Origin of the sequence: Pelagerythrobacter marinus, from assembly GCF_034375205.1 — a bacterium.
Classification (GTDB): domain Bacteria; phylum Pseudomonadota; class Alphaproteobacteria; order Sphingomonadales; family Sphingomonadaceae; genus Pelagerythrobacter; species Pelagerythrobacter marinus.
On sequence record NZ_CP139719.1, the window covers coordinates 1228826 to 1254251 of the forward strand.

Consider the following 25426-nt stretch of genomic DNA (forward strand, 5'->3'; position numbering starts at 1 on the left):
CCGGCTAGAGAATGGCGAGCGTGCAGGGCACGTCGCGCGGGCCGTCGCGATCGAAAGGGAAGACACTCAGGACCAGCTTGACGAACTTCTTGGCCGGCCGGCCCGGCGCATCGTCGATCGCGGCGCGGAAATAGAGCTCAGTCTCCGATTCGCGGGCGAGGAACGGGTCGAGCGGCTGGAGGCTCGGCCCGTCCGAACGGCGCTCCATCTCCGAACCCGGGGCATCGCGATAGAGCGCGCCGCCCGAGGCGTGGGTCGTATCCCAATCGACGATCTTCGCGCCCGAGGGGGTGTTGTTCGCGATCTCCAGCGTCCACCGGTATCGGCGCGCGCCCTCGTCCTCCCAGTCGCCGTCGATCACGCGCACCTCGAAATCCGCGCGCCGAGCCAGCCGGAAATGCTTCCACTCCTCGCGCGCGACCCCCGATGCGGCGGCGGCGGCGAAGGGCAGCAGATATTCGAGCCCGCCCAGCGTGGCGGCGGCGTCGCGCGACCTGTCGGCCTCGCCGCCGGGGGCGGAGGCGCCGCCTTCGCTCAAGCGCGGCCGCCTTCGCGCGCGCGCTCGTGGTGGCGGATGACCTCGTCGATGATGAAGCGCAGGAACTTCTCCGAGAACTCGGGATCGAGCTGCGCGTCCTCCGCCAGCGCGCGCAGGCGGGCAATCTGCTCGGTCTCGCGCGCAGGGTCGGCCGGGGGCAGGGCGTTGGCCGCCTTGTATTCGCCCACGGCCTGGGTGATGCGAAACCGCTCCGCCAGGATATGGATCAGCGCGGCATCGATATTGTCGATGCTGCGGCGGAAGGCGGCGAGCTGCGCGTCGCCGGCGGCGGGCGGGGCGTTCGGATCCAGGGTCGCGGAATCGGGCATCGCGGGCGGGCTTATCACGCGCCCGCGAACAAATCCAAGCTTGCCAAGCCCCGCCATGCGCCGCAATGCGGGCGCGCAATGACTGCCGATATCGTCCCCCTGCCGCGCCGGAACCCGGCCGATGCGCCGCCCACGCTCGAACCCATGCTGGCGCTGACGGCGAACGGCATGAACTCGGTCAACGCGGTGATCCTCGAACGGATGCAGAGCGAAATCCCGCTGATCCCGCGGCTCGCCGGGCACCTGATCTCCGGCGGGGGCAAGCGCCTGCGCCCGATGCTCACGCTCGCCGGGGCGGAGCTGGTCGGATACCAGGGCACGCGCCATCACCGCCTGGCCGCGGCGGTGGAATTCATCCACACCGCCACCCTGCTGCACGACGATGTCGTGGACGGCAGCGAGCTGCGGCGCGGCAAGGCGGCGGCCAATATCATCTTCGGCAACCCGGCCACCGTGCTGGTCGGCGATTTCCTGTTCAGCCGCGCCTTCGAACTGATGACCGAGGATGGCAGCCTGAAAGTGCTGAAGATCCTTTCGGGCGCCAGCGCGGTGATTGCCGAGGGCGAAGTCTCGCAGCTGACCGCGCAGCGCCAGATCGAGACGAGCGAGGAGCGCTATCTCCAGATCATCGGCGCGAAGACGGCCGCGCTGTTCGCCGCCGCCAGCCGGATCAGCGCGGTCGTGGCCGAGTGCGGCGAGCGCGAGGAACAGGCGCTGGACGATTACGGCCGCAACCTCGGCGTCGCCTTCCAGCTGGTGGACGACGCGATCGATTACGATTCGGATGCCGCCGAAATGGGCAAGGACCGCGGCGACGACTTCCGCGAAGGGAAGATGACCCTGCCGGTGATCTTCGCCTATGCCCGCGGCACGGCGGAAGAACGCAAGTTCTGGCAGGCCGCGATTGCCGGCCATCGCACGGCGGACGCCGACCTGGCCGAGGCGATCCACCTGATCGACAAGTACGACGCGGTCGAGGCGACGCGCGAGCGGGCGCGCCATTTCGCCGCGCGCGCGGTCGATGCGATCTCGATCTTCCCCGACGGCAAGGCGCGCTCGGCCATGGCCGAAGCCGCGCATTTCGCGGTCGCGCGCGGTTATTGAGCCTCCGCAGCGATGAAACCGGCGATGAAGGCAGCGGCCAGCCCCGAAGTCTTCGTCGAAAGCCTGTCCGGCTGGCAGGCGCGCGTCGTGCCTCCCATGCGCGAGACGATTGCCGCGGCCGCACCGTTCGAACAGGCGATCAAGTGGGGCAACCTGGTCGTCCGTGCATCCTCATCCGCGCCGAGCCGGAGCGCGTCCTGCTCGGTTTCTGGCGCGGCAAGCGGCTGACCGGGATCGAGCCGCGAATCAGGCCGAGCGGAAAATATGAACTGGGCAACCTCGTGCTGCGCGAAGGCGATGCGATCGATCCTGCGGCGCTCGCGCGGCTGGCGCGCGAGGCGGCGGCCCTCAACCGCGCGCTGGGCGACCCGACGGCCCGGGGCTGACCGCCGGCCTTGCGGCGCGGCTGGCCTGCCGGCGCAACCTCGCCGGGCAGGGGGACGCCACGCCATCTCGACTTCGCTCGGCCCGACGGGATAGGGAACGGCCCGTGCCCGCCGAGCTTCCCGTCCATGCCGTGCTGCCGGACCTGCTGGCCGCCTTGCGCGGGCCCGGTGCGGCCGTGCTGGTCGCGCCGCCGGGGGCGGGCAAGACCACCGTGGTCGCCCCGGCCCTGCTGGGCGAGGATTGGTGCAGCGGGCAGGTGATCGTGCTCAGCCCGCGGCGGGTTGCGGCCCGTGCCGCGGCCGAGCGCATGGCCGCGCTCGTCGGTGAAAAGCCGGGTGAAACAGTCGGTTACATGACACGTCTCGACAGCCGCACATCGGCGCGAACGCGCGTGCTGGTGATGACGGAGGCGATCTTCGTAAACCGGATCGTGGCCGACGCGGAACTGCCCGGCGTTTCCGCCGTGCTATTCGACGAGGCGCACGAACGGCACCTCGACAGCGACCTCGGGCTGGCGCTCGCGCTCGAAAGCCGCGCGGTCCTGCGCGAGGACCTGCGCATCTGCGTGATGTCGGCAACGATCGACGGCGCGCGCTTCGCCGCCCTGCTGGGGGACGATGCCCCGGTCGTGGAAAGCGAGGGGCGCGCTTTTCCCCTGGAAATCAGGTGGCTGGGATCGTTCCCTGACAAGCGGATAGAGGATGCGATGGCCGCCGCCGTCATGACCGCCTGGCGCGAGACGGCGGGCGATGGCGCGGGGGCGGGCGGCGACCTGCTCGCCTTCCTGCCCGGTGCCGGGGAAATCGCGCGGGTGCAGGAACGGCTCGCCGAACGGCTGCCCGACACCCCGGTCCTGCCGCTCCACGGCCAGGTCGATCCCGCGGCCCAGCGCGCCGCGCTCCGCCGCGATCCGCAGGGCCGCCGCCGGATCGTGCTCGCGACCGCGATCGCGGAAACCTCGCTGACGCTCGACGGGGTATCGGTGGTCGTGGACAGCGGCCTCGCCCGCCACGCGCTGTTCGACAAGGCGGCGGGCACGACCCATCTCGTCACCCGCCGTGCCAGCCAGGCCGCGGCCGGGCAGCGCGCCGGCCGCGCGGCGCGGCAGGGCCCGGGCGTCGCCTATCGCCTGTGGGAAGAGGCGGCCCACCCCGGGCGGCCCGCGTTCGACCTGCCGGAAATCGCCAGCGCCGATCTCGCCCCGCTCGTCCTCGCGCTCGCGCGGTGGGGCACGGCCGATCCCGCCTCGCTGCCGTGGATCGACCCGCCGCCGGCAGCCGCCGTCGCCTCGGCGCGCGAACGGCTCGAACGGCTCGGCGCGCTCGATGGCGCGGGGCGGATCACGCCGCGCGGCGAAACGCTGGCCGCGCTGCCGCTGGGGCCGGCCCATGCCGCCATGGTCCTGTTCGGCGCGGAGCACGGCGCGGCGGAAGAGGCGGCGCGGATCGCGCTGCTGCTGCAGGAGCGCGGGCTGGGCGGCCGGGGGGAGGACCTGGCGTCACGCCTCCAGCGCTGGGCCGGCGACCGCTCCGCCCGCGCCGGGGCGAGCCGCAAGCTGGCCGCGCGCTGGGCCGCGCAGGCGGGCAAGCTGGCGGGGGCGGACAAGCCGGCGGCGGCGGATCGGGGGGCAGGCGCGGTCCCGCCCGGCATCCTGCTCGCCGCCGGAATGCCCGACAACATCGCCCGGCGGCGCGATCGCTCGGGCGAACACTGGCTCTCGGCCGGGGGGCGCGGGTTCGTGCTCGACCCGGCGAGCCCGCTGGCGCGCAGCGAGTGGATCGCGATCGGCGATGCCCAGGGGCAGGCGAAAGGCGCGCGGATCACCGCCGCCCTGCCGCTGGAGGAAAGCGCGATCGAGCGCTGGCTGCCCGAACGGATCGCGCGGCGGCAGGTGGTCCGCTGGAACGAGGGGGAGCAGCGGGTCGAGGCGCGGCTGGAGCGGCGGCTTGACGCCATCGTCCTCGCGAGCGGCCCCGACCCCGCGCCCGATGGCGAGGCCGCTGTGGATATCCTTGTGGAAAAGGCGGTGGAACGGCTGGGGACATGGCTCCCCGCCGATCTCCTCGCCCGCGCGCGCCATGCCGGCATCCGCGCGCTCGAGCCCGGGGAACTGGCGGCGAATGCCGATCTCTGGCTGCGCCCCCTGCTTGCCGGGCGGCGCGATCTCGCGGTCCCGCGGGGGCGGGTGGTGGAGGCCCTGCTCGGGCTGCTCGACTGGGACAGCCGCCAGGCGCTCGATCGCGGCGCCCCGCGCGAGTTCGTCTCGCCCGCGGGCACCCGCCACGCGATCGATTACACCGGCGACGACGCGCCGAGCGTGGAAGTGCGGGTCCAGGCGCTGTTCGGGCTGGAACGGCACCCGGTGATCGGCGACACGCCGCTGCTGCTCAAGCTGACCAGCCCCGCGGGCCGGCCGATCCAGGCCACCCGCGACCTCGCCGGTTTCTGGCGCGGATCGTGGGCCGAGGTGAAGAAGGAGATGAAGGGCCGCTATCCCAAGCACCGCTGGCCCGAGGAACCCTGGGCCGAAAAGCCGAGCCTGAAGACGAGGAACGCCTTTTCACGCGGCGATTCGTGATCTAGAGGACCGAGCCCATGGCAGCCCGTATCTATCAGCGACCCAAGAACGCGATGCAGTCCGGCAAGGCCCGGATCGACGAATGGGTGCTCGAATTCGAGCAGACCGAGGCGCGCCTGCCCGATCCGCTGATGGGCTGGATCGGCAGCGGCGACACCCAGGCGCAGGTCCAGCTGACGTTCCCCGACAAGGCGGCGGCGCAGGCCTATGCCGCGAAATACGGCATTCCCGCGCGCGTTCACGAAACGCCGCCGCGGCATCTCAAGCTCCAGGCTTACGCCGACAATTTCCGCTGATCGCGCCGGGCGCGCCGCGCGGCCGTCTTCAAGGTTGAAATCCGCCGCGGGCCCGGCCATATGGCGGCCCGGGAGTCGGGTGGACGTTTGCGTTCGCTCACCGGGTCAGGTCCGGAAGGAAGCAGCCCAGGTGAATTGCGGCGGGTCGCCCGGCTCCTTTTCTCCACACCAGCATGACAATCCCCCGGCAAGCGCCTACCTAGGCGAGCATGGGTGATTCACCGACAGACGCGGGAAACGGCGCGCACGACCTGCCCTGGGATACGGGGGAGGACGCGGCGGCGAAGCCGAGCGCGGCCGAGCTGGAGGCCGAAGGGCAGGGCGCGATGTTCGGCGATGCGCCGGCCGATCCGCCCGTCGATTCTCCCCCAGCGCAGCCGGCGGAGCCTGCCGCCGCGAAAGAAACGCCGCCCCCGGCGAACCAGCCCTATCGCGTGCTGGCGCGCAAGTATCGCCCGCAGACCTTTTCCCAGCTGATCGGGCAGGAACCGATGGTGCGCACGCTCGCCAACGCGATCGAGCGCGACCGGCTCGCCCATGCCTTCCTGATGACCGGCGTGCGCGGGGTGGGCAAGACATCGACCGCGCGGCTGGTGGCCAAGGCGCTCAACTGCATCGGCCCCGACGGGCAGGGCGGGCCGACGATCGACCCGTGCGGCGTGTGCGAGCCGTGCCGCGCGATCGCCGAGGGGCGCCATATCGACGTGATCGAGATGGACGCCGCGAGCCATACCGGCGTGGACGACGTGCGCGAGATCATCGAGGCGGTCCGCTACGCCGCGGTCAGCGCGCGCTACAAGATCTATATCATCGACGAAGTTCACATGTTGTCTCGCAATGCTTTCAATGCCTTGCTGAAGACACTTGAGGAACCGCCCGCGCATGTGAAGTTCCTCTTCGCGACGACCGAAGTGGACAAGCTGCCGGTCACCGTCCTCAGCCGGACGCAGCGGTTCGACTTGCGCCGCATCCCGGCCGAACTGCTCCAGGCGCATTTCGCCTGGGTCTGCGAACAGGAAGGGGTCGCGGCCGAGGCCGAGGCCCTGGCGATGATCGCCGCCGCGGCCGAAGGCTCGGTGCGCGACGGGCTCTCGATCCTCGACCAGGCGATCGCCCATGCCGACCTGGGCGAAGACGGGCAGGTCACGGCGGATCGGGTGCGCGACATGCTGGGCCTGGCCGACAAGGGCGCGCAGCGCCGCCTGCTCGGCACGATCCTGGAAGGCGATGCGCGGGCCCTGCTCGACGGCGTATCGGACCAGTACGCGCTCGGCGTCGAACCGCTGGCGCTGATGCGCGGGCTGATGGACCTTGTCCACCGGATCACGGTGGCCCAGATCGGCCAGGCGGAGCCCGACGCGCCGAGCGCGGAGGAACGGGCCGCGCTGGCCGAATGGGCGGCGCGCCTTTCCGCCGGCCAGCTTCACCGCCTGTGGCAGCTCCTGCTCAAGGGCTACGACGAAGTGCGCCAGGCGCCCGATCCGCTGGTCTCGGCGCAGATGGCGCTCCTGCGCGTGCTCCACGCCGCCGACCTGCCCGATCCGGGCAAGCTGGCGAAGAAGCTGGACGACATGGCCGCCAGCGGCGTCGCCCCTGCTGCCGGCGACGCGGCCGCCCCCTCCGGCACCGCCCCGGCCGCCGCCGGCGCGATCGACTGGCAGGCGCTGGTCGAGCAGGTCGATGCCGCCGGCGCGCTGCGCGTGGCGCAGACGATGCGCGACTGGGTCCGCCCGGTGGAGGTGGCGCAGGGCCGGCTGGTCTATGCCCTCGCGCCCGGCTTCGTCGGCGATCCGGCGGCCGATTTCCGCGATACGCTCTACAAGCTCACCGGCAGCCGGTGGGACGTCGAACAGCGCGAGACCGGCGGCGAGCCGAGCTTGCGCGAGCGCGAGGAAGCGGCGAAAGCGGAAGCTCAGGCGAAAATGCGCGCGCACCCGCTGGTCGAGGCGGCCTTCGCGGCTTTCCCCGAGGCCGAGCTGGTCGAGGATGCCGAGATCCAGCCCGCCGGCCGCCAGGCCTGGGGCCGCTGACCCGAACGGAACAACGAGGACGCAAGCGATGCAATCGATGGAAGAGATGATCCAGGCCGCGCAGAAGGCGGCCGAGCAGATCCAGACCCAGATGGGCGAGATGCAGGCCAAGCTCGACGCGATCGAGGTCGAGGGCGTGGCCGGCGGCGGCATGGTCAAGGTCCGCGCCAGCGCGAAGGGCCGCATCCTGCGCGTCGAGATCGACGAGAGCCTGATGAAGCCCGAAGAAAAGCAGATGGTGGAAGACCTCGTCACCGCCGCCTTCAACGACGCGCGCGACAAGGCGGACCGCGTTTCGAACGAGGAAATGAAGAAGATGCAGGGCGGCATGGGCCTGCCCCCGGGCTTCAACCTGCCCGGCATGGGGTGACCCGGGGCGGCCCTGGCGCCATGGCCATGGCGCCCGCCCGCCAAATCATGCTACCGGTGGCGAAAGACAACCAATCGGAGAGGCAGCATGGCAACGGTGATGAACGATAACGCGACCGGGTCCGACGCGGACGTTCGTGCGCAGGTTTCGGACGAGGAATGGGCGGTGCGGGTCGATCTCGCCGCCGCCTACCGCCTCGTCGCGCTCTACGGCTGGGACGACCTGATCTTCACCCACCTTTCCGCCCGCGTACCGGGGCCGGAGCACCATTTCCTGATCAATCCCTACGACATGATGTTCGAGGAGATCACGGCCTCCAGCCTGGTGAAGATCGATGTCGAGGGGCAGCCGGTCATCCCCACCAGCCACCCGGTCAACCCGGCGGGCTTCACGATCCATTCGGCGCTGCACATGAACTGCGAGGATGCCCATGCGGTCATGCACCTGCATACCCCGGCGGGGCAGGCGGTCAGCGCGATGGCCGACGGGCTGATGGAGCATACGCAGACCGGGATGATCGCGCGCAGCGACATCGCCTATCACGAGTACGAGGGGATCGCGACCGACCTGGAAGAGCGCGAGCGCCTGGTCGAGGACATGGGCGACAGGCACGCGATGATCCTGCGCAACCACGGCACCCTGGCGATCGGCCGCACGGTCGGCGAATGCTTCCTGCGCCTCTATTTCCTCGAGCGCGCCTGCGATGCCCAGGTGAAGATGCTTTCCGCCGGGCGCGACGGGCTGCACAACCCGCCCCAGGGCACGCCGGAAAAAGTGCGCGAGCAGACCCCGCCCGCCGGCATCGGCATGGTCGCCAATGCGCTCGCCTGGCCTGCGCTCCTGCGCAAGCTCGACCGGATCGACCCGGGCTTCCGCGAATAGAACAGGGGCCGCGCGCGGGGCGGGGCGTCCCGCCCGCCGGGTGCGCCGGCGGCCCTTTGTCCCGGCGCCGCGAAGATCGTTCGCGCATGGTTTTCCTACACGGCGCGAATCTGCCATCGTGGGGCCATGCTCCGCTCGTCACGCGTCATCCCGTTACCCGCCATGCAGCCTCGCGCGCGCCGCGCAGGCGGCGTTCGGCGGGGGCTGAGGGAGCGCGGTTTTTCTTCCCCAGGACAGTGTAACAGGCGGTCCATGTCTCCCCCGCCGGGGGCGGCATCCACAGCTTCGCGGGTGGCAGGCGTTGCGGCGGGCGGGGCGGGTTCCCATATCTCCGGGCCAGGCGCGGCGCACCGGTTGCCGCGCCAGACCTACGGATTGACGCAATGAACCAGCATTACCCCCTTCTCCCCCTGCGCGACATCGTCGTCTTCCCCGGCATGGTCGTGCCCCTCTTCGTCGGGCGCGACAAGTCGGTCGCCGCGCTCGAAGCGGCGATGGAGGCGAGCGGCGAAGACGGCAGCAAGGACATCTTCCTCCTCTCGCAGCTCGATCCCGGGTGCGACGAGCCGGGGGAAGACGATCTCTACGACATCGGCACCGTCGCCCAGGTGCTGCAGATGCTCAAGCTGCCCGACGGCACCGTGCGCGTGCTGGTTGAGGGCACGGCGCGCGCCCGGCTGGAAGGGCTGAAGCCCAACGGCGACTTCATCGTGGCCGAAGTGACCCTGCGCGAACCGGGCACGGCCTCGGGCAACGAAGTCGTGGCGATGATGCGCCAGGTGATCGAGCAGTTCGACGAATATGCGAAGCTCAACAAGAAGCTGGGCGAAGGCGCGGGCGAGGAACTGGGCGAGATCGACGACGCCGGCCAGCTCGCCGACACGATCGCCGCCGCGATCGGCGCGAAAGTGGCCGACAAGCAGGCGCTGCTGACCGAACTCGACCCGCTCAAGCGGCTCGAGATGGTCATGTCGTTCATGGAAGGCGAGCTCTCGGTCCTCCAGGTCGAACGCAAGATCCGCGGCCGCGTGAAGCGGCAGATGGAGAAGACCCAGCGCGAATACTACCTGAACGAACAGCTCAAGGCGATCCAGAGCGAGCTGGGCGGCGGCGACGGCGAGGACGGTGACGAGATTGCCGAGCTCCAGGCCAAGATCGAGAGCCTCGAACTGTCGGACGAAGCCCGCGCCAAGGCCGAGAGCGAGCTGAAGAAGCTCAAGACGATGCAGCCGATGAGCGCGGAGGCGACCGTCATCCGCAACTACCTCGACGTCCTGCTCGGCCTGCCCTGGGGCAAGGCATCGGAGCTGAAGAAGGACATCGGCGAGGCGCAGGCGATCCTCGACGAGGATCACTACGCGCTGGAGAAAGTGAAGGACCGGATCGTCGAGTACCTCGCGGTCCAGGCGCGGACCGACAAGCTGAAGGGGCCGATCCTGTGCCTCGTCGGCCCGCCCGGGGTCGGCAAGACCTCGCTCGGCAAGTCGATCGCGCGCGCCACGGGGCGCGAGTTCATCCGCCAGAGCCTGGGCGGCGTGCGCGACGAGGCCGAGATCCGCGGCCACCGGCGCACCTACATCGGCTCGCTGCCGGGCAAGATCGTCACCAACCTCAAGAAGGCAGGGGCCAGCAACCCGCTCTTCCTGCTCGACGAGATCGACAAGCTGGGGCAGGACTTCCGCGGCGACCCGGCCTCGGCCCTGCTCGAGGTGCTCGACCCGGAACAGAACAGCAAGTTCCAGGACCACTACCTGGAACTGGACATCGACCTGTCGGACATCATGTTCGTCACTACGGCGAACAGCCTCAACCTGCCGCAGCCGCTGCTGGACCGGATGGAGATCATCCGGCTCGAAGGCTATACGGAGGATGAGAAGGTCGAGATCGCCCAGCGGCACCTGATCCCCAAGCAGATCGAGGCGCACGGCCTGAAGGAAGGCGAGTTCGAACTGACCGAGGACGGGCTGCGCGCCCTGATCCGCCACTACACGCGCGAGGCGGGCGTGCGCACGCTGGAGCGCGAGATCGCGCGGCTGGCGCGCAAGTCGCTGCGCCGCATCCTCGAGAACAAGGCCGGGAGCGTGCAGATCACGCCCGACAATCTCGGCGACTTCGCCGGGGTGCGCAAGTTCAAGCACGGCATGTCGGAAGAGGAGCCGCAGGTCGGCGCCGTCACCGGCCTCGCCTGGACCGAGGTGGGCGGCGAACTGCTGACGATCGAGAGCGTGACCACGCCCGCCGTCGGCGGGGGGCGGGGAGAGATCAAGACGACCGGCAAGCTGGGCGAGGTGATGAACGAATCGGTCGCCGCGGCCTTCAGCTTCGTCAAGGCGCGCGCGCCGGCCTATGGCATCAAGCCGAGCATCTTCCAGCGCAAGAACATCCACATCCACCTGCCCGAAGGCGCGGTGCCCAAGGACGGGCCGAGCGCGGGCATCGGCATGGTCACCTCGATCGTTTCGACCCTGACCGGGATCGCGGTGCGGCCCGACGTGGCGATGACCGGCGAGGTCACGCTGCGCGGGCGGGTTCTGGCGATCGGCGGACTGAAGGAGAAGCTGCTGGCGGCGCTGCGCGGCGGGATCGAGACCGTGCTGATCCCGGAAGAGAACGTGAAGGACCTGGCCGAAATCCCCGCGAACGTGAAGGATGGGCTGGAGATCGTGCCGGTCAGCCATGTCGATCAGGTGCTTGAAAAGGCACTGGTTTCGCAGCCCGACCCGATCGAGTGGACCGAGGCGGACGATATTGCCAGCCAGCCGGGCCATCCCGCGCAGGCGCTGGGCGAACAGGCGCCGACCGCGCACTGATCGCCGCCGCCGCGCGCGTGCCGCTACGGCCCGGGGGGCGGGCGGCCGGCGCGGGCAAATCTTGCCGGAAGGTTACCGGCCGGGCCGCTCCGGCCGGATTTGCCTTTGACAGCCCGGGCAAAAAGGCGTTCAAATCCCGCCCTTTCGGAGAGGCGATTCACCGAAACCGGTCTCAAACGCGAACTTTTAGGGGGTTCCCAGAATGAACAAGAACGATCTGATCAGCGCCGTCGCGGATTCCAGCGGGCTTTCCAAGAGCGATAGCGCCAACGCGGTCGAGGGTGTTTTCGATGCCATTACCAAGGCGCTGTCGAAGGGCGACGAAGTGCGGCTGGTCGGGTTCGGGACTTTCTCCGTGGCGCGGCGCAAGGCCTCGACCGGGCGCAACCCGCGCACCGGCGAGCCGATGACGATCAAGGCGTCGAACCAGCCGAAGTTCAAGGCCGGCAAGGGCCTGAAGGACAGCGTCAACTGAAGCCGGTTCACCGGGGGCCGCCTGCCGCATACGGCGCAGGCGGCCCACGCGAAAACGCCGCGTCTGCCGGGGGGCAGGCGCGGCGTTTCGCTTTTCCGGGGCAGCAGGCCGGCCGGGCCGGCCCGGCGGGCCTCGTCAGTCGCCGATCCGCACCAGCGCGGTCGGCGCCGCCTGGGTCCGGCTGTTGACTTCCCACTCCAGCACTTTGCCATCGGCCGTTTCCACCGCCCCTTCGTCGGTGTTGTTGGCCAGGATCTCCCCGTCGGTCACGATGCGGAAGGTGCCGTTGAGCTCGGGCACGCCGGGCGCGGGGGCGGCTTCGCCGTCTCCGGCGCTGGCCATGCCCTCGGCAAAGCCCGAGATCATGCCCTGGAACGGGTTGGCGGTCGCCGCCTTCGTGAAGCCGGGGGCTTCGACCCGCACCGTCCCGTCGTCGCGGTTGGCGGCGAGGAGGAAGAAGTTGGCCATCTGCATCCGTTCCATCGTCGGGAACAGGAAATCGTGGTCGAGCCGGCCGGCGATGCGGAAATCGACATCGAACAGCCCGTCGCCCTTGTACTCGACGCGCTCCCACCCGGCCTGGCGCTCCAGCCGGCTGGCGAATTCCGCGGCCGCTTCCGGGTCGCTCGGATCGATCCCGCCCACCATCGCGCGCATCATCTCCGCGCCCTGTTCGCGGTCGCGCCGCTTCTCGGCCTGCTCGTCCTCCCACGCGGCCAGTTGCTCGGCGCGTTCTTCCTCGGTGCAGTCGCGGCCTTCGAGGGTGTCTTCGTCGAAGCACGCGGCCTCGAACGTCTCGTCCCCGTCCTCCAGCGCCTCGCCCATTTCCGCCAGCTGGCCCATCGCGAGGATGTAGATCTCGCCCTGGTAGGTGTAGCTGAACGTGCCGCCCTGGCGCAGTTCCAGCTGCGAGGTGAAGGTGCCCGGCGCGAGCATGCAGCCGCCCAGCACGAGCGCGAGCGCCGCGGCAAGGCCTGCCGCCGCGCGGCGCGGCCTGGTAAAGATCGTCATGTCGTTTTCCCCCGTCTTGCGTCGATGCGTGTCAGCGCGATGCCAGCGCGTAAAGCGCGATCGCAGCTGCGTTTGAAACATTGAGGCTTTCCATGCGCTGACTGATCGGCAGCCGGGCGAGGGCATCGCAATGCGCGGCGATATTGGGCCGCATGCCTTCGCCTTCCGCGCCGAGCAGGAGCGCGACCGGCCCCGCGGGCAGCGCCTCCGCCAGGCTCGCGTCCGCTTCGCCGGTGAGGCCGATGCGCCAGTATCCCGCCTCGGCCGCGCTCTCGAGCGCGCGGGCCAGGTTGACCACGCGGACCCAGGGAACGATCTCGAGCGCGCCCGAGGCCGACTTGGCGATAACCCCCGATTCGGGCGGGGCATGGCGATCCTGGGTGACGATGGCCCGCGCATCGAACGCCGCGGCGGAGCGCAGGATCGCGCCGACGTTGTGCGGGTCGGTCACCTGGTCGAGGAAGACCAGCGGCCCCGCGCCGTCCTGCGCCAGGACTTCGTCGAGCAGGAGATCCTCCAGCGGCGCGCATTCGAGCACGAGGCCCTGGTGCGGCGCGTCGCGCGCCACCAGCCGGGCCAGGTCCTGCACGTCCGCATATTCGACCGGGAAATCGGGCGGCAGCTCCCCGTCCAGCGATTCGATGCCTTCGCGCGTCGCCCACAGCTTGCGATGGCTGCGCGCGGGATTGCGTAGCGCAGCCTCCACCGCGTGGCGGCCCCAGAGGCGCACCTGGCCGGTGCTGGCCCGGCCGCTGCCGCGCCCGCCCTGCATCCGCCCGGCGCGCCCGCGCAGTGCCCGCTTGCGATCACCCTTGGCCAATCGAAAATCCCCTTGTGGTCATGTGCCACCTTCGTTGCCCCGCCCATGCCAGCGGCCCCATTGACAGGCAAGCGCCGCTTCGCCAAAGGGGCGCCTCTCGGCAAGGGGTGCCCCGGTTGGCGGCGCCGTTTCACGCAGGCCAAGGCATGTGGACAGGTGGCCGAGTGGTTAAAGGCAGCAGACTGTAAATCTGCCCGCGCAAGCGTACGCTGGTTCGAATCCAGCCCTGTCCACCACCTGCCATCCCTTCTCATCGGCGCCGTCGTTCCCGGCAAACTTGCCCTGTCGGTTCGGCCGCTCTAATCGGCGGCGATGGACACTGCACCGCGCCCCGTGATTTCCGCGACCGGCCTGTTCACGCCGGAAGAGAGCATTTCCAACGAGGAGCTGGTCGCCAGCTTCAACGCTTACGTCGAGCGCTTCAATGCCGCGAACGCCGCCGCGATCGAGGCGGGCGAGGTTCGCCCGCTCGAGCCCAGCTCGGTCGAGTTCATCGAGAAGGCGAGCGGGATCAAGTCGCGCCATGTCATGGCCAAGGCGCCGGTGCTCGATCCCGAGATCATGGCCCCGCGCTGGGAAGAGCGCGCCGACGAAGACCTGTCGATCCTGGCCGAGATCGGCGTGGCCGCGGCGCGCGATGCACTGGCGCGCGCGGGGCGCGAGGCACGCGATGTCGATGCCGTCCTGTGCGCCGCATCGAACATGCAGCGCCCCTATCCGGCGATGGCGATCGAGATCCAGCAGGCGCTGGGCATCGACGGGTTCGCCTTCGACATGAATGTCGCCTGCTCGTCCGCAACCTTCGGGATCCAGACCGCGGCCGACTATATCCGCGCCGGCCATGCGCGCTCGGTCCTGGTCGTCAGCCCGGAAATCACCAGCGGCCACCTGAACTGGCGCGACCGCGCCAGCCATTTCATCTTCGGCGACGTCGCCACCGCCGTGCTGGTGGAGGAGGCGGACCTGGCCCCGACCGCCCACTGGGATATTCTCGGCACCCGGCTGAAGACGGTTTTCTCCAACAACATCCGCAACAATTTCGGCTTTCTCAACCGCGCGCACCCGGACACCGCCGACACGCCGGACAAGCTTTTCGTCCAGGAAGGGCGCAAGGTCTTCAAGGAAGTCGTGCCGATGGTGGCGCAGATGATCGTGGACGAGGCGGGGCGGCTGGGGATCGATCCGCAGGCGCTGCGCCGGCTATGGCTGCACCAGGCCAATGCGGGGATGAACCGCCTGATCGCCCAGCGCGTGCTGGGGCACGAGGCCAGCGCGGACGAGAGCCCGACGGTCCTCGACACTTATGGCAATACGTCGAGCGCCGGATCGATCATCGCCTTCCACCTGCACAGCGCGGACCTGCGCGAAGGCGACACCGGGCTGATCTGCAGCTTCGGGGCGGGCTATTCGGCGGGGACGGTCTTCGTTCGCAAGGCGGGCTGAAGGCGCGGGGCGCTGCCGGCCAGGCGCGCGTCCCACCACGCGATGACCGCGCCCGAAAGACGCCAGAGCAGCGCGACCATGACGATCGAGACCAGCCCGTCGACGGCGTAGTGATAGGCAAGGTGGACCGAGCCGATCCAGGTGACGACGAAGAAGGCGAACATCCAGCGCCCGGCACGCGCCGATATGCGGCGCACGGCGAGCCAGTAGAGGAACGCGATCGCGACATGCATGCTCGGCATCGCGGTTATCCCGCTGCCGAGCCCGTCGGCATCGGCGGCGTGCCAGTCGAGCAGCATCTGCTGAACCGCCAGGGGCATGACCGGTATCTGGGCATCGGCGGCCCGCAGGTAGGCCATCTGCGCGTCGAAAGTGGGATCGCCCATCAGCGGGCCGAGGAAACACGGCCCGACCGAAGCCAGCAGCGTGGCCGCGCCGCCACCGATGACCGACCACGACAGGGCATAGCCGAGGAAGAACTGCCGCCGCAGCGCCGGGTCGATCGCGGCGAAAGCCATGTAGAGACAGCCGGCGTAGAGCAGCAGGAACCAGGCCTGGTATAGCAGGCCGAGCAGTGCGGTGACCGGCGGATAGCCGACCAGCGGCTGGAGCACCTGCCAGGCGTCGTACCCGAAGAAGATCGCCCGGTCCCAGGCGATGAAGGTCGCATCCCAGGTATAGGCGTTGAACAGCGGGATCGCCGCCTTCATCTTGGAGAAGAACGGCATCAGCAGGATGCACAGCGCCAGCAGAGGCGCGCCGGCGATCCAGCGCCGGATCGCGCCCGGGCCGGCGTAACGCCGGTGGAGCGCCGCGAAGGGTTCGCGCGGGCGGTGGCGGGCGAGGTGCAGGCCGGCGTCGAGCGCCATCCAGGCGACGATCGAAACGAGGTAGATCCGCATATTGGCGAGCACCGGCCCGGCGTCGAGCCCGACCCCGCGGCTCGCGAGCAGGGCGGTGCAGAGCGCGAAGAGCGCCAGCGTCACGCCGTAGACCGGCATTTCGCCGGTCCAGCGCCGCAGGAGGGAACCGCGGGTGTCCACGCCGGGGCGGATAAGGCGGTATGGTAAGGATCGCCCTAACGCGCGGCGCATGTCGCGATCCGCTTGTTTGCTTTGCGCCGAGGCCCTAGATGGCAGGCATGGCAGGCGAACTGGTCGATAACAAGGGACGCGGCGATGTCGGTTGGCATTGGCCGCCGATCCATCCCGAAGGGCGCAAATTCGGGCTGATCGCCGTGGGCATCAGCCTGGCGGCGGCGTTCATGGCGTGGGAGACGATCGCCTGGCCGATGGCGTTCCTCTCGCTCGGCGTGTTCGCTTTCTTCCGCGACCCGGAACGGGTCGTGCCGCAGGACGATGCCTTCATCGTCTCGCCCGCCGACGGCCTCGTCTCGCTGATCGCGCAAGTCGAGCCGCCGGCCGAGCTGACGATGGACGACGGCAGCGGCACGCCCTCGCTCGCGCGCGAGCCGGTGACGCGGGTGTCGATTTTCATGAGCGTGTTCGACGTGCACATCAACCGCGCGCCGATCGCCGGCACCGTGCGGCGCCTGGTCTATATCCCGGGCAAGTTCATGAACGCCGATCTCGACAAGGCGAGCGAGGACAACGAGCGGCAGCATATCCTGATCGAGCGGCACGACGGCCTGATGCTCGGCTTCACGCAGATCGCCGGGCTGGTCGCGCGCCGGATCGTGCCTTTCGTCAAGCCGGGCGACACCGTGGCGGCCGGCGCACGCGTCGGCCTGATCCGTTTCGGCAGCCGGGTCGATGTCTACCTGCCGGCAGGCACCGATCCGAAAGTCCTGGTCGGGCAGAAGGTCGTCGCGGGTGAAACGATCCTCGCCGAAGTGGGCGAACGCCGCCTGATCGAGGGCATTGCCCAGTGAACGACGATTATCCCCGCCTGGGGCCGAAGGCCGCGGAAGACGAGGTTCCGCTGCCTGCAGGGCGGGTGAGGGGGCTGTCGCTGCGCGCCGTCCTGCCCAATGCGATCACGGCGGCCGCGCTCTGTTCGGGCCTGACCGGGATTCGGTTCGCGATCGCCGAGAACTGGAGCCTCGCGATCTTTGCGGTGATCCTGGCCGGCCTGCTCGACGGGATCGACGGCCGCATCGCGCGCCTGCTGAAGGCGCAGTCGCGCTTCGGGGCGGAGCTGGACAGCCTGGCCGATTCGCTTTCGTTCGGCATGGCGCCGGCGATCATCTTCTATCTCTGGACACTGCAGGACCTGCCCCGGCTGGGCTGGTTCGCCGCGCTGGCCTTCGCGATCTGCTGCGCGCTGCGACTGGCGCGGTTCAACGCGCAGATCGACGTGGACGACCAGCCGCACAAGTCGGCCGGCTTCCTCACCGGCGTGCCGGCCCCGGTCGGTGCCGGGCTGGCTTTCCTTCCGTTCTACCTGTGGATGGCCACCGGGTGGGAAGAATTCCGCGAGCCGATCGTCTGCGCGATCTGGATGGTCGCCATGGCCTTCCTGATGATTTCCAACATCGCAACGCTCAGCTGGACCTCGATCCGGCCGCGGCGGACCGTGCGCCTCGAACTCATTGCCGGCGTGGGCATCCTGTTCGCCGCGCTCCTCCTCGAACCCTGGTGGACGCTGGTCGCGATCTGCGCCGGTTATCTCGCCCTGATGCCTTATGCGCTGGTCCGTTACGCCCGCGTCAGGCGGCTACGGGAAGCGGGTGCGGGCGGGATGCGGCCGGAGCCGGACGACGCGCCGCACGACCCGGTCGGCTGACCGGGCGAGAGCCGCCGTCCCGCGGGCAGATGGCCCGCGGCCCCGCGACGATCGTTACCCTGACCCCGGCCGGCCCCGCGGGCGCGGACCTTTCGCGCCGAAGGCGGCGCCATGCAGCGCGTCCGCGCACGAAGCTGTCTGCCAGCACGAGCGCGGAAGCCGTTGCCGCGAGGACGAACAATCCCACCAGTGCAATGCCGAGCATGACGCGAATCCTTCCGTTGCCGATCCCGGCTGTTGACAGCCTGTGGATGAGAAGTGGATAAACCCTTTGTCGCCCCTTTGTTCCGGGTGACGAGCCATGTGTTCCCTATTTGTTCCTGCCTGTCAAGCGCCGAATGGGGCGAGCGGCGTTTTTCCTGCGGCAAACGGGGGCTGGATTTTCGGTCAGAACCGGTCTAGGGGCGCGGCCGCGTGGCGAATCCGCGGGCATTTCCGCCGGGTTCGAACCCCACGCAAATCCACATGGAGAGCGCCACATACCGGTGCCTGCCGCGGGATCTCCGCACGGGTTCCAGCTCTCCAGAGGCTCAACCGGAAAGGAAATACCTATGGCGGCTTCCACCGTCACCATGCAGCAATTGATCGAGGCCGGCGCGCACTTCGGCCACCAGACCCACCGCTGGAACCCGCGGATGAAGCCGTACATCTTCGGCGCCCGCAACGGTGTGCACATCATCGACCTGTCGCAGACCGTTCCGCTGTTCTCGCGCGCGCTCGACTTCATCGAGCAGACCGTGCGTTCGGGCGGCAAGGTCCTGTTCGTCGGCACCAAGCGCCAGGCCCAGGAACCGATCGCCGAGGCGGCCCGCGCCGCCGGCCAGCACTTCGTCAACCACCGCTGGCTGGGCGGGATGCTGACCAACTGGAAGACGATCTCCCAGTCGATCAAGCGCCTCAAGTCGCTGGAAGAGCAGCTTTCGGGCGACACCTCGGGCCTGACCAAGAAGGAAGTCCTCCAGCTCACGCGCGAGCGGGACAAGCTGGAGCTTTCGCTCGGCGGTATCCGCGACATGGGCGGCATTCCCGACGTGATGTTCGTGATCGACGCGAACAAGGAAGACCTGGCGATCAAGGAAGCCAACGTGCTCGGCATCCCGGTCGTCGCCGTGCTCGACACCAATGTCGATCCCAGCGGCATCGCCTTCCCGGTTCCGGGCAACGACGACGCCAGCCGCGCCGTGCGCCTCTATTGCGAGGCCGTGCGCGATGCGGCAGCCGCCGGCCGCGGCGGCAAGGTCGCCGAAAGCGGTGACGACGTCGGCGCGATGGAACAGCCGCCGGTCGAAACCGCGGCCTGATTTCAGGCGACTGTCACAAACATGACCTAGCGCGCCGGGCCTGACCCTCGGGCCCGGCGCCCCAGATTTACAGAGGAAACGATCATGGCTGCATTCACTGCCGCTGACGTGAAGACCCTGCGCGAGAAGACCGGCGCGGGCATGATGGACGCCAAGAAGGCGCTCGAGGCCGCAGACGGCGATATCGAGGCCGCGGTCGACGCGCTGCGCGCCAAGGGCCTGGCCACCGCGCAGAAGAAATCCAGCCGCACCGCGGCCGAAGGCCTCGTCGGCGTTGCCGTCGCGGGGACTCGCGGCGTGGCGGTCGAGGTGAACTCCGAAACCGACTTCGTGGCCAAGAACGACAAGTTCCAGGACTTCGTCCGCAAGACCACCGAGGCCGCGCTGTCGGTCGAAAGCGACGACGTCGAGGCGCTCAAGGCCGCCGCCTATCCCGAGGGCGGGACCGTGGCCGACAAGCTGACCGACAACGTCGCGACCATCGGCGAGAACCAGCAGGTTCGCCGGATGAAGACCGTCTCGGTCGAGAACGGCGTCGTCGTTCCTTACGTCCACAACGCCGCCGCGCCCAACCTGGGCAAGATCGGCGTGCTCGTCGCGCTCGAGAGCGAAGCCGACAAGGCGACGCTCGAAGGGCTGGGCAAGCAGCTGGCGATGCACATCGCCGCCGCCTTCCCGCAGGCCCTCGATGCCGAAGGGCTCGACCCCGAGGTGATCGAGCGCGAGCGCAAGGTCGCCGCGGAAAAGGCCGCCGAAAGCGGCAAGCCGGCCGAGGTCCAGGAAAAGATGGTCGAAGGCGCGGTGAAGAAGTTCGCCAAGGAAAACGCGCTGCTGAGCCAGGTCTTCGTGATGGACAACAAGACCCCGGTGGCGGACGTCGTTGCCAAGGCGGGCAAGGACGCAGGCACGCCGATCGTCCTGAAGGACTATGTCCGCTTCCAGCTCGGCGAAGGCATCGAGAAGGAAGAAAGCGACTTCGCGGCAGAGGTTGCCGCGGCCGTCGCCGGCTGACTTTTCGCAGCGCACGAACATGCGGCCGTCGAACCCCGGTTCGGCGGCCGTTTTCGTTCGGCGGCCCGGCCCCGGCTTTCCCTTTGCGCGCAAGGGGCGGGGCGGCTAAGGACGCCGGCAACCCTCGCAACTTTCTCGGAAACCAGCCAGTCCATGTCTTCCCCGGAATACAAGCGCATACTCCTGAAACTCTCGGGCGAGGTGCTGATGGGCGACCAGCAGTTCGGGATCGACCCCGCCTTCGTCGCGGAACTGGCGCAGGAAGTGAAGGCGGCCAAGGATACCGGGCTGGAAATCTGCCTGGTGATCGGGGGCGGCAATATCTTCCGCGGCATGGCCGGCGCGGCGCAGGGGATGGACCGGGCGCAGGCCGACTACATGGGAATGCTGGCGACGGTGATGAACGCGCTGGCGATGCAGAACGCGCTCGAACAGCTCGGCGTGCAGACCCGCGTCCAGTCGGCGGTACAGATGGACCAGGTGTGCGAGCCGGTGATCCGGCGCCGCGCCGAACGCCACCTGGAAAAAGGGCGCGTGGTGATCTTCGCCGCCGGTGTCGGCGCGCCTTATTTCACCACCGACAGCGGCGCGGCGCTGCGCGCGGCCGAGATGCGCTGCGACGCGCTGTTCAAGGGGACGAGCGTGGACGGGGTCTATGACAGCGACCCGAAGAAGAATCCCGCCGCAAAACGTTTCGAAACCGTCAGCTACGACAAGGTGCTGGCGAACAACCTCAAGGTTATGGATGCATCGGCCGTCGCGCTCTGCCGCGATAACGGGATCCCGATCGTGGTCTTCTCGATCCGCGAAAAGGGCAATCTCGCGCGCGTGCTCGCCGGCCAGGGCGTCCAGACGGTAGTGAAAGAGGAAGCCTGACAATGGCCAAATACGACAAGAGCGATATCGAGCGCCGGATGCAGGGCGCGGTGGAAAGCCTGAAGGGCGACCTGTCGGGGCTGCGGACCGGGCGCGCCAACACCAGCCTGCTCGACCCGGTCCAGGTCGAAGTCTACGGCGCGATGATGCCGCTCAACCAGGTGGCGACGGTCAACGCGCCCGAACCGCGGATGCTCGCGGTGCAGGTGTGGGACAAGGCGAACGTGACCGCGGTCGAGAAGGGCATCGCCCATGCCAACCTGGGCCTCAACCCGATGACCGACGGGCAGACGATTCGCCTGCCGATGCCCGACCTGACCGAAGAGCGTCGCCGCGAACTGGCCAAGCTCGCCGGGAAGTACGCGGAGAACGCGAAGATCGCGATCCGCAACGTCCGCCGCGACGGGATGGAAGCCCTGAAGGAAGACGAGAAGAAGAAGGAAATTTCCGAGGACGACCGCAAGCGCAGCGAGGAGGAGGTCCAGAAGCTGACCGACAAGTACGTCGCCGAAGCCGATGCCGCCGCCGCGCAGAAGGAAAAGGAAATCCTGACCCAGTGATCGACCCGGGCTCAGGAAAGGCGTTCGTGCCCGCCACTGTCGTGCCCGCCGCTGTCATGTCAGGCCGCTGCCGCCCGAAAGCCGCGCGATGACGACCCCCCGCCACGTGGCCATCATCATGGACGGCAATGGCCGCTGGGCCAAGCGCCGCCACCTGCCGCGCGCGATGGGCCACCAGCGCGGCGTGGAGGCCGTGCGCGCGCTGGTGCGGGGCCTGGCCGGCACGGGGATCGAGTGCCTCACGCTCTACGCTTTCAGCTCGGAGAACTGGAAGCGGCCGGGCGAGGAAGTCGACGACCTGATGAACCTGATGCGCAAGTTCGTGAAATCGGACCTGCCCGAGTTCATCGCCAACGACGTCAGGCTGAAGATCATCGGCGACTGGCGCTCGCTCGCTCCCGACATCGTCGAGATGCTCGAAGATGCGCTGGCCCGCACGCGCGAGGGCACGCGCACCCTGGCGGTGGCGCTCAACTACGGGTCGCAGCAGGAAATCGCCCGTGCCGCCGCCCGGGCCGCGCGGGAAGGGGAGGTGACGACCGAGACGATCGCCGCCCATCTCGACACCGCGGACCTGCCTCCGCTCGACCTGCTGATCCGCACCAGCGGGGAAGTGCGCCTGTCCAATTTCCTCCTCTGGCAATGCGCCTATGCCGAGATGATCTTCGTCGACACGCTGTGGCCCGATTTTACCCTCGGCCACCTGGCCGATGCGCTGGAGGAATTCGCCCGGCGGGAGAGGCGATATGGCGGACGGTGACAAGCGTGCCCCGGCGGGCGCGGCGCCCGGGGCCGGGCGCTCCGACCTGCCGATCCGGCTGGCGTCGGCGGCAGTCATGCTCGTGCTGGCCGGGCTCGCCCTGTGGCAGGGCGGGCGGGTGCTCGACCTGTTCATCGGCCTCGTCGCCTTCGCCTGCCTTGCCGAGTTCACGGTGCTCGTCGCGCGCGCGACCGCCAATATCCCCTATCGCCTGGCCGCGCTGATTGCCGGCGCGCTCTACATCGGCGGGGCAGCCGCGGTGCTCGTCGGCGCGAGCGAGCCGATACTGGTGCTGATCCTGGGGGTCACGATCTTCACCGACAGCGGCGCCTATTTCGCCGGCCGCGCGATCGGCGGGCCGCGCATCGCGCCGCGGATCAGCCCGTCCAAGACCTGGGCGGGGCTCGGCGGGGGGATGGTCGCTTCCGCGCTATGGACCGGTGCCTGGGCCTGGGCGATCGAGCGCGGCTTTGCCGGCCTCGGCCCCGGGGCGCCGCCCGCGCTGCCGTGGGACGACGCGCTGCCGGCCTATGTCGCGCTGGGGGCCGGCCTGGCCGTGCTCGCCCAGGCGGGCGATTTCCTCGAAAGCTGGCTCAAGCGCCGTGCCGGGGTGAAGGACAGCTCGCGGCTGATCCCCGGCCACGGCGGCGTGTTCGACCGCGTCGACGGCCTCCTGCCCGTCGCGCTCGCCATGGGCGGCATGGCCGCGTCGGTGGCTGCGTGACGCGCGCGATCTCGATCCTCGGCGCGACCGGTTCGGTCGGGGCCTCGACGCTGGACCTCGTGCGCCGCAACCGCGAGCAATGGCGCGTGGTCGCGCTGACCGCGAACTGCAGCGCCGGAGAACTCGCCGCGCTGGCCCGCGAATTCGACGCGGAAATCGCCGTCGTGGCCGACGAATCGTGCCTCGGCGACTTGCGCGCCGCGCTGGCCGGGTCGACCGTCGAGGCGGCCGGCGGCAGGCCGGCGCTGTGCGATGCGGCTGCCCGCGCGGCCGATATCACGGTGGCCGCGATCGTCGGCTGCGCCGGGCTGCGCCCGACGATGACGGCAATCCGCCGGGGCGGGGCGATCGCGCTCGCCAACAAGGAAGCGCTCGTGTCCGCCGGCCCGGTGATGACCGCGGCCGTGGCGGAGCACGGCGCGACCCTGCTGCCGGTCGATTCGGAACACAACGCGATATTCCAGTGCCTGCAGGGCGGCCGCCTGGCCGATGTCCGCTCGATCACGCTGACCGCCAGCGGCGGCCCGTTCCGCACCTGGAGCGCGGAGCGGCTGGCCCGCGCCACCCCGGCCGAGGCGGTCGCCCATCCCAACTGGGACATGGGCGCGAAGATCAGCGTCGATTCGGCGACGATGATGAACAAGGGCCTCGAATTCATCGAGGCGCACCACCTGTTCCCCGTGGGGCTGAAGGCGCTGCGCATCGTCGTTCATCCGCAAAGCGTAGTCCATTCGATGGTCGAATACCGCGACGGATCGACGCTGGCCCAGCTCGGTCCGTCGGACATGCGCGTGCCGATCGCCTCGTGCCTCGCCTGGCCGGAACGGATGGACACCCCTTGCGACCCGCTGGACCTCGCGGCGATCGGGGCGCTGACGTTCGAACGCCCTGACGAGGGGCGCTTCCCCGCCACGCGGCTGGCGCGCGAGGCCGCCCATGCCGGCGGGGCCGCGGCCGCCGTGCTCAACGCGGCGAACGAAACCGCCGTGGAAGCTTTCCTGGCCGGTCAGATCGCGTTCACCCGGATTGCCCTAGTGGTGGAGCAGACCCTCGAACGCCTTGCCCCGCCGCCGCCCGCGACTCTCGACGACGTGCTCGCCGTCGATGCCGAGGCGCGGCGCCGTGCCCGCGAAATCATGGAGAACGCCGCAAGTGGCCGATAGCCCTTCATTCTGGATGTACGTCGTCGGCTTCCTGCTAGTGCTGGGGCCGCTGATCACGATCCACGAGTTCGGCCACTACCTGGTCGGGCGCCTGTTCGGCGTTCACGCGGAGGCTTTCTCGATCGGTTTCGGCAAGGAAATCGCCGGCTGGACCGACCGCCGGGGGACTCGCTGGAAGCTCTCGGCCCTGCCGCTGGGCGGCTATGTCCAGTTTCGCGGCGACATGAACCCCGCCAGCATTCCCGACGACGAGGGGCTGGCCGCGATCCCCGAGCGCGACCGGGCCGGGGCCTTCCACTTCAAGCCATTGTGGCAACGGGCGCTGATCGTCTTCGCCGGGCCGGCGACCAACGTGATCGTCGCCCTCGGCATCTTTGCCGCCTTCTTCATGGTGGTCGGCAAACCGGTTCCGGTGGAGGCGGAAAGCCAGCTGACGGTCGCCGGTTTCTCCGAGGAATCGGCCGCCCGGTCGGCGGGGATGAAGATCGGCGATCGCATCGTGGCCATCGACGGCGAGCCGATGAACGGTTTTCGCGACGTGCAGGATGCCGTCATGCTCTATCCCGGGCGCACGTTCGAGATCGCGGTGGACCGCGGCGGCCGGGCACTCGAACTGGAGGTGACCGCCCGCCCGCTGGAGATCGAGGACAATTTCGGCAACGTGTCGACGATCGGCCTGATCGGCATCGCCCCCGCGGCGGTCGAACACGATTTCGTCCGCCAGGGTCCGCTGGCCTCGCTCGGCCTGGCAGTGGATCACAGCATCGACATCGGGCGGATGATGATCACCGGGGTGGGGCAGATCCTGTCGGGCGAACGCTCGGTCCAGGAACTGGGCGGCCCGATCAAGATCGCCAAGTTTTCCGGCGAGCAGTTCAGCCTGGGCCCGCTGGCCTTCATCAACTTCATCGCGCTGATCTCGCTTAATTTGGCATTCATCAACCTCTTGCCAATCCCGGCGCTCGACGGCGGCCACCTGGCGTTCTACGCGCTGGAGGCGGTTCGCCGGAAGCCGCTGGGATCGCGGGGGCAGGAACTGGCTTTTCGCACCGGCCTGGCGCTGGTGCTGGGATTGATGGTGTTCGTCACGATCAACGACCTGGTTTCGCTGCCGATATTCGGCAGCTGACCGATCCGGGGGGACTATAGAGCGCGGGGGACTCGTTCCTTCCTTTGCTTGATCGGGGGCACTGCATCGGGCAAGGGCGGCATT

25 protein-coding genes, 1 tRNA gene and 1 other RNA gene are annotated in these 25426 nt (G+C 69.3%); 22 read left to right on the forward strand and 5 right to left on the reverse strand.

Translation table 11 applies throughout. The features are described from left to right. Positions 1-4: 4 nt before the first annotated feature. Positions 5-538, reverse strand: a complete 534-nt coding sequence (locus T8T98_RS05900; protein ID WP_251105783.1) for a hypothetical protein — start codon at positions 536-538, stop codon at positions 5-7. After that, on the reverse strand, positions 535-867 hold the full coding sequence (locus T8T98_RS05905) for a chorismate mutase (RefSeq protein ID WP_251105782.1): 333 nt from the start codon (positions 865-867) through the stop codon (positions 535-537). The genes T8T98_RS05900 and T8T98_RS05905 overlap by 4 nt, the downstream gene beginning before the upstream one ends. Before the next feature lie 78 nt (positions 868-945). On the opposite strand from T8T98_RS05905, the gene T8T98_RS05910 reads away from it, so the two are divergent. From T8T98_RS05910 to T8T98_RS05955, 10 genes are all read left to right on the forward strand, one after another. Next, positions 946-1971 carry a polyprenyl synthetase family protein gene (locus tag T8T98_RS05910; protein ID WP_160732721.1) on the forward strand — a complete coding sequence of 342 codons (1026 nt, stop codon included), beginning with the start codon at positions 946-948 and terminating at the stop codon, positions 1969-1971. 143 nt (positions 1972-2114) lie between these two features. Beyond that, a complete protein-coding gene (locus T8T98_RS05915) occupies positions 2115-2357 on the forward strand; it encodes a hypothetical protein (RefSeq protein ID WP_251105781.1) in 243 nt (80 codons plus the stop codon). Positions 2358-2461: 104 nt separating this feature from the next. Then, positions 2462-4936, forward strand: a complete 2475-nt coding sequence (gene hrpB, locus T8T98_RS05920) for an ATP-dependent helicase HrpB (protein ID WP_251105780.1) — start codon at positions 2462-2464, stop codon at positions 4934-4936. Positions 4937-4953: 17 nt separating this feature from the next. Beyond that, complete coding sequence (locus T8T98_RS05925) at positions 4954-5232, forward strand: NADH dehydrogenase ubiquinone Fe-S protein 4 (protein ID WP_160732724.1); 279 nt, start codon at positions 4954-4956, stop codon at positions 5230-5232. Between the two features lie 68 nt (positions 5233-5300). Continuing rightward, positions 5301-5395, forward strand: an RNA gene (ffs, locus tag T8T98_RS05930) — signal recognition particle sRNA small type. Between the two features lie 46 nt (positions 5396-5441). Beyond that, positions 5442-7262, forward strand: a complete 1821-nt coding sequence (locus T8T98_RS05935) for a DNA polymerase III subunit gamma/tau (RefSeq protein ID WP_251105779.1) — start codon at positions 5442-5444, stop codon at positions 7260-7262. Positions 7263-7290: 28 nt separating this feature from the next. Further along, positions 7291-7632 carry a YbaB/EbfC family nucleoid-associated protein gene (locus T8T98_RS05940; protein ID WP_160732726.1) on the forward strand — a complete coding sequence of 114 codons (342 nt, stop codon included), beginning with the start codon at positions 7291-7293 and terminating at the stop codon, positions 7630-7632. A gap of 99 nt (positions 7633-7731) precedes the next feature. Next, entirely contained in the window at positions 7732-8514 is a 783-nt protein-coding gene (locus T8T98_RS05945; RefSeq protein ID WP_237486790.1) for a class II aldolase/adducin family protein, read from the forward strand. 383 nt (positions 8515-8897) lie between these two features. Beyond that, on the forward strand, positions 8898-11324 hold the full coding sequence (lon, locus tag T8T98_RS05950; RefSeq protein ID WP_251105778.1) for an endopeptidase La: 2427 nt from the start codon (positions 8898-8900) through the stop codon (positions 11322-11324). 202 nt (positions 11325-11526) lie between these two features. Beyond that, positions 11527-11799, forward strand: coding sequence for an HU family DNA-binding protein (locus T8T98_RS05955; RefSeq protein WP_160732729.1), 273 nt, complete (start codon positions 11527-11529; stop codon positions 11797-11799). A 135-nt stretch (positions 11800-11934) separates the two neighbouring features. Here T8T98_RS05955 and T8T98_RS05960 read toward each other — a convergent pair whose 3' ends face one another. Together T8T98_RS05960 and rlmB are read right to left on the reverse strand one after the other, a co-directional pair. Further along, on the reverse strand, positions 11935-12810 hold the full coding sequence (locus tag T8T98_RS05960) for a hypothetical protein (RefSeq protein WP_322295868.1): 876 nt from the start codon (positions 12808-12810) through the stop codon (positions 11935-11937). A gap of 31 nt (positions 12811-12841) precedes the next feature. Beyond that, a complete protein-coding gene (gene rlmB, locus T8T98_RS05965; RefSeq protein WP_322295869.1) occupies positions 12842-13630 on the reverse strand; it encodes a 23S rRNA (guanosine(2251)-2'-O)-methyltransferase RlmB in 789 nt (262 codons plus the stop codon). 150 nt (positions 13631-13780) lie between these two features. Here rlmB and T8T98_RS05970 point away from each other — a divergent pair. Together T8T98_RS05970 and T8T98_RS05975 are read left to right on the forward strand one after the other, a co-directional pair. Beyond that, positions 13781-13866, forward strand: a tRNA-Tyr gene (locus tag T8T98_RS05970). Positions 13867-13942: 76 nt separating this feature from the next. Continuing rightward, positions 13943-15073 (forward strand): beta-ketoacyl-ACP synthase III, encoded by a 1131-nt coding sequence (locus T8T98_RS05975; protein ID WP_251105775.1) that lies wholly within the window; start codon positions 13943-13945, stop codon positions 15071-15073. On the opposite strand, the gene T8T98_RS05980 is transcribed toward T8T98_RS05975, so the two are convergent. Continuing rightward, positions 15034-16116 (reverse strand): phosphatase PAP2 family protein, encoded by a 1083-nt coding sequence (locus T8T98_RS05980; RefSeq protein ID WP_251105774.1) that lies wholly within the window; start codon positions 16114-16116, stop codon positions 15034-15036. The genes T8T98_RS05975 and T8T98_RS05980 overlap by 40 nt on opposite strands. A gap of 98 nt (positions 16117-16214) precedes the next feature. On the opposite strand from T8T98_RS05980, the gene T8T98_RS05985 reads away from it, so the two are divergent. From T8T98_RS05985 to rseP, 10 genes are all read left to right on the forward strand, one after another. Continuing rightward, on the forward strand, positions 16215-16964 hold the full coding sequence (locus T8T98_RS05985) for a phosphatidylserine decarboxylase (RefSeq protein WP_251105981.1): 750 nt from the start codon (positions 16215-16217) through the stop codon (positions 16962-16964). After that, on the forward strand, positions 16961-17818 hold the full coding sequence (locus T8T98_RS05990) for a CDP-alcohol phosphatidyltransferase family protein (protein ID WP_160732733.1): 858 nt from the start codon (positions 16961-16963) through the stop codon (positions 17816-17818). Before T8T98_RS05985 ends, T8T98_RS05990 begins: the two co-directional genes overlap by 4 nt. Positions 17819-18369: 551 nt before the next feature. Beyond that, positions 18370-19119 carry a 30S ribosomal protein S2 gene (rpsB, locus tag T8T98_RS05995; protein WP_160732734.1) on the forward strand — a complete coding sequence of 250 codons (750 nt, stop codon included), beginning with the start codon at positions 18370-18372 and terminating at the stop codon, positions 19117-19119. A gap of 84 nt (positions 19120-19203) precedes the next feature. Further along, positions 19204-20130, forward strand: coding sequence for a translation elongation factor Ts (gene tsf, locus T8T98_RS06000; protein ID WP_160732735.1), 927 nt, complete (start codon positions 19204-19206; stop codon positions 20128-20130). 153 nt (positions 20131-20283) lie between these two features. Beyond that, on the forward strand, positions 20284-21006 hold the full coding sequence (gene pyrH, locus T8T98_RS06005; RefSeq protein ID WP_160732736.1) for a UMP kinase: 723 nt from the start codon (positions 20284-20286) through the stop codon (positions 21004-21006). A 2-nt stretch (positions 21007-21008) separates the two neighbouring features. Next, positions 21009-21566, forward strand: coding sequence for a ribosome recycling factor (gene frr / locus T8T98_RS06010; protein ID WP_160732737.1), 558 nt, complete (start codon positions 21009-21011; stop codon positions 21564-21566). A gap of 88 nt (positions 21567-21654) precedes the next feature. Beyond that, the gene (gene uppS / locus T8T98_RS06015) at positions 21655-22326 is read left to right on the forward strand and encodes a polyprenyl diphosphate synthase (protein WP_251105773.1); all 672 of its coding nucleotides are present in this window, start codon (positions 21655-21657) and stop codon (positions 22324-22326) included. Further along, positions 22313-23050 (forward strand): phosphatidate cytidylyltransferase, encoded by a 738-nt coding sequence (locus T8T98_RS06020; protein ID WP_251105772.1) that lies wholly within the window; start codon positions 22313-22315, stop codon positions 23048-23050. The genes uppS and T8T98_RS06020 overlap by 14 nt, the downstream gene beginning before the upstream one ends. Further along, on the forward strand, positions 23047-24213 hold the full coding sequence (locus T8T98_RS06025) for a 1-deoxy-D-xylulose-5-phosphate reductoisomerase (protein ID WP_251105771.1): 1167 nt from the start codon (positions 23047-23049) through the stop codon (positions 24211-24213). Before T8T98_RS06020 ends, T8T98_RS06025 begins: the two co-directional genes overlap by 4 nt. After that, positions 24203-25342 (forward strand): RIP metalloprotease RseP, encoded by a 1140-nt coding sequence (gene rseP / locus T8T98_RS06030; RefSeq protein ID WP_251105770.1) that lies wholly within the window; start codon positions 24203-24205, stop codon positions 25340-25342. Before T8T98_RS06025 ends, rseP begins: the two co-directional genes overlap by 11 nt. Positions 25343-25426 lie beyond the last annotated feature (84 nt).

Bases quoted from the DNA above. Each gene is read 5' to 3' on its own strand.
- T8T98_RS05960 (WP_322295868.1), bottom strand. From the start codon at position 12,810: ATGACGATCTTTACCAGGCCGCGCCGCGCGGCGGCAGGCCTTGCCGCG.
- frr (WP_160732737.1), top strand. From the start codon at position 21,009: ATGGCCAAATACGACAAGAGCGATATCGAGCGCCGGATGCAGGGCGCG.
- lon (WP_251105778.1), top strand. From the start codon at position 8,898: ATGAACCAGCATTACCCCCTTCTCCCCCTGCGCGACATCGTCGTCTTC.
- T8T98_RS05905 (WP_251105782.1), bottom strand. From the start codon at position 867: ATGCCCGATTCCGCGACCCTGGATCCGAACGCCCCGCCCGCCGCCGGC.
- T8T98_RS05935 (WP_251105779.1), top strand. From the start codon at position 5,442: ATGGGTGATTCACCGACAGACGCGGGAAACGGCGCGCACGACCTGCCC.
- T8T98_RS05940 (WP_160732726.1), top strand. From the start codon at position 7,291: ATGCAATCGATGGAAGAGATGATCCAGGCCGCGCAGAAGGCGGCCGAG.
- T8T98_RS05925 (WP_160732724.1), top strand. From the start codon at position 4,954: ATGGCAGCCCGTATCTATCAGCGACCCAAGAACGCGATGCAGTCCGGC.
- T8T98_RS05955 (WP_160732729.1), top strand. From the start codon at position 11,527: ATGAACAAGAACGATCTGATCAGCGCCGTCGCGGATTCCAGCGGGCTT.
- tsf (WP_160732735.1), top strand. From the start codon at position 19,204: ATGGCTGCATTCACTGCCGCTGACGTGAAGACCCTGCGCGAGAAGACC.
- T8T98_RS05985 (WP_251105981.1), top strand. From the start codon at position 16,215: ATGGCAGGCGAACTGGTCGATAACAAGGGACGCGGCGATGTCGGTTGG.
- T8T98_RS05910 (WP_160732721.1), top strand. From the start codon at position 946: ATGACTGCCGATATCGTCCCCCTGCCGCGCCGGAACCCGGCCGATGCG.
- T8T98_RS05975 (WP_251105775.1), top strand. From the start codon at position 13,943: ATGGACACTGCACCGCGCCCCGTGATTTCCGCGACCGGCCTGTTCACG.
- T8T98_RS06020 (WP_251105772.1), top strand. From the start codon at position 22,313: ATGGCGGACGGTGACAAGCGTGCCCCGGCGGGCGCGGCGCCCGGGGCC.
- T8T98_RS05945 (WP_237486790.1), top strand. From the start codon at position 7,732: ATGAACGATAACGCGACCGGGTCCGACGCGGACGTTCGTGCGCAGGTT.
- rpsB (WP_160732734.1), top strand. From the start codon at position 18,370: ATGGCGGCTTCCACCGTCACCATGCAGCAATTGATCGAGGCCGGCGCG.
- uppS (WP_251105773.1), top strand. From the start codon at position 21,655: ATGACGACCCCCCGCCACGTGGCCATCATCATGGACGGCAATGGCCGC.
- pyrH (WP_160732736.1), top strand. From the start codon at position 20,284: ATGTCTTCCCCGGAATACAAGCGCATACTCCTGAAACTCTCGGGCGAG.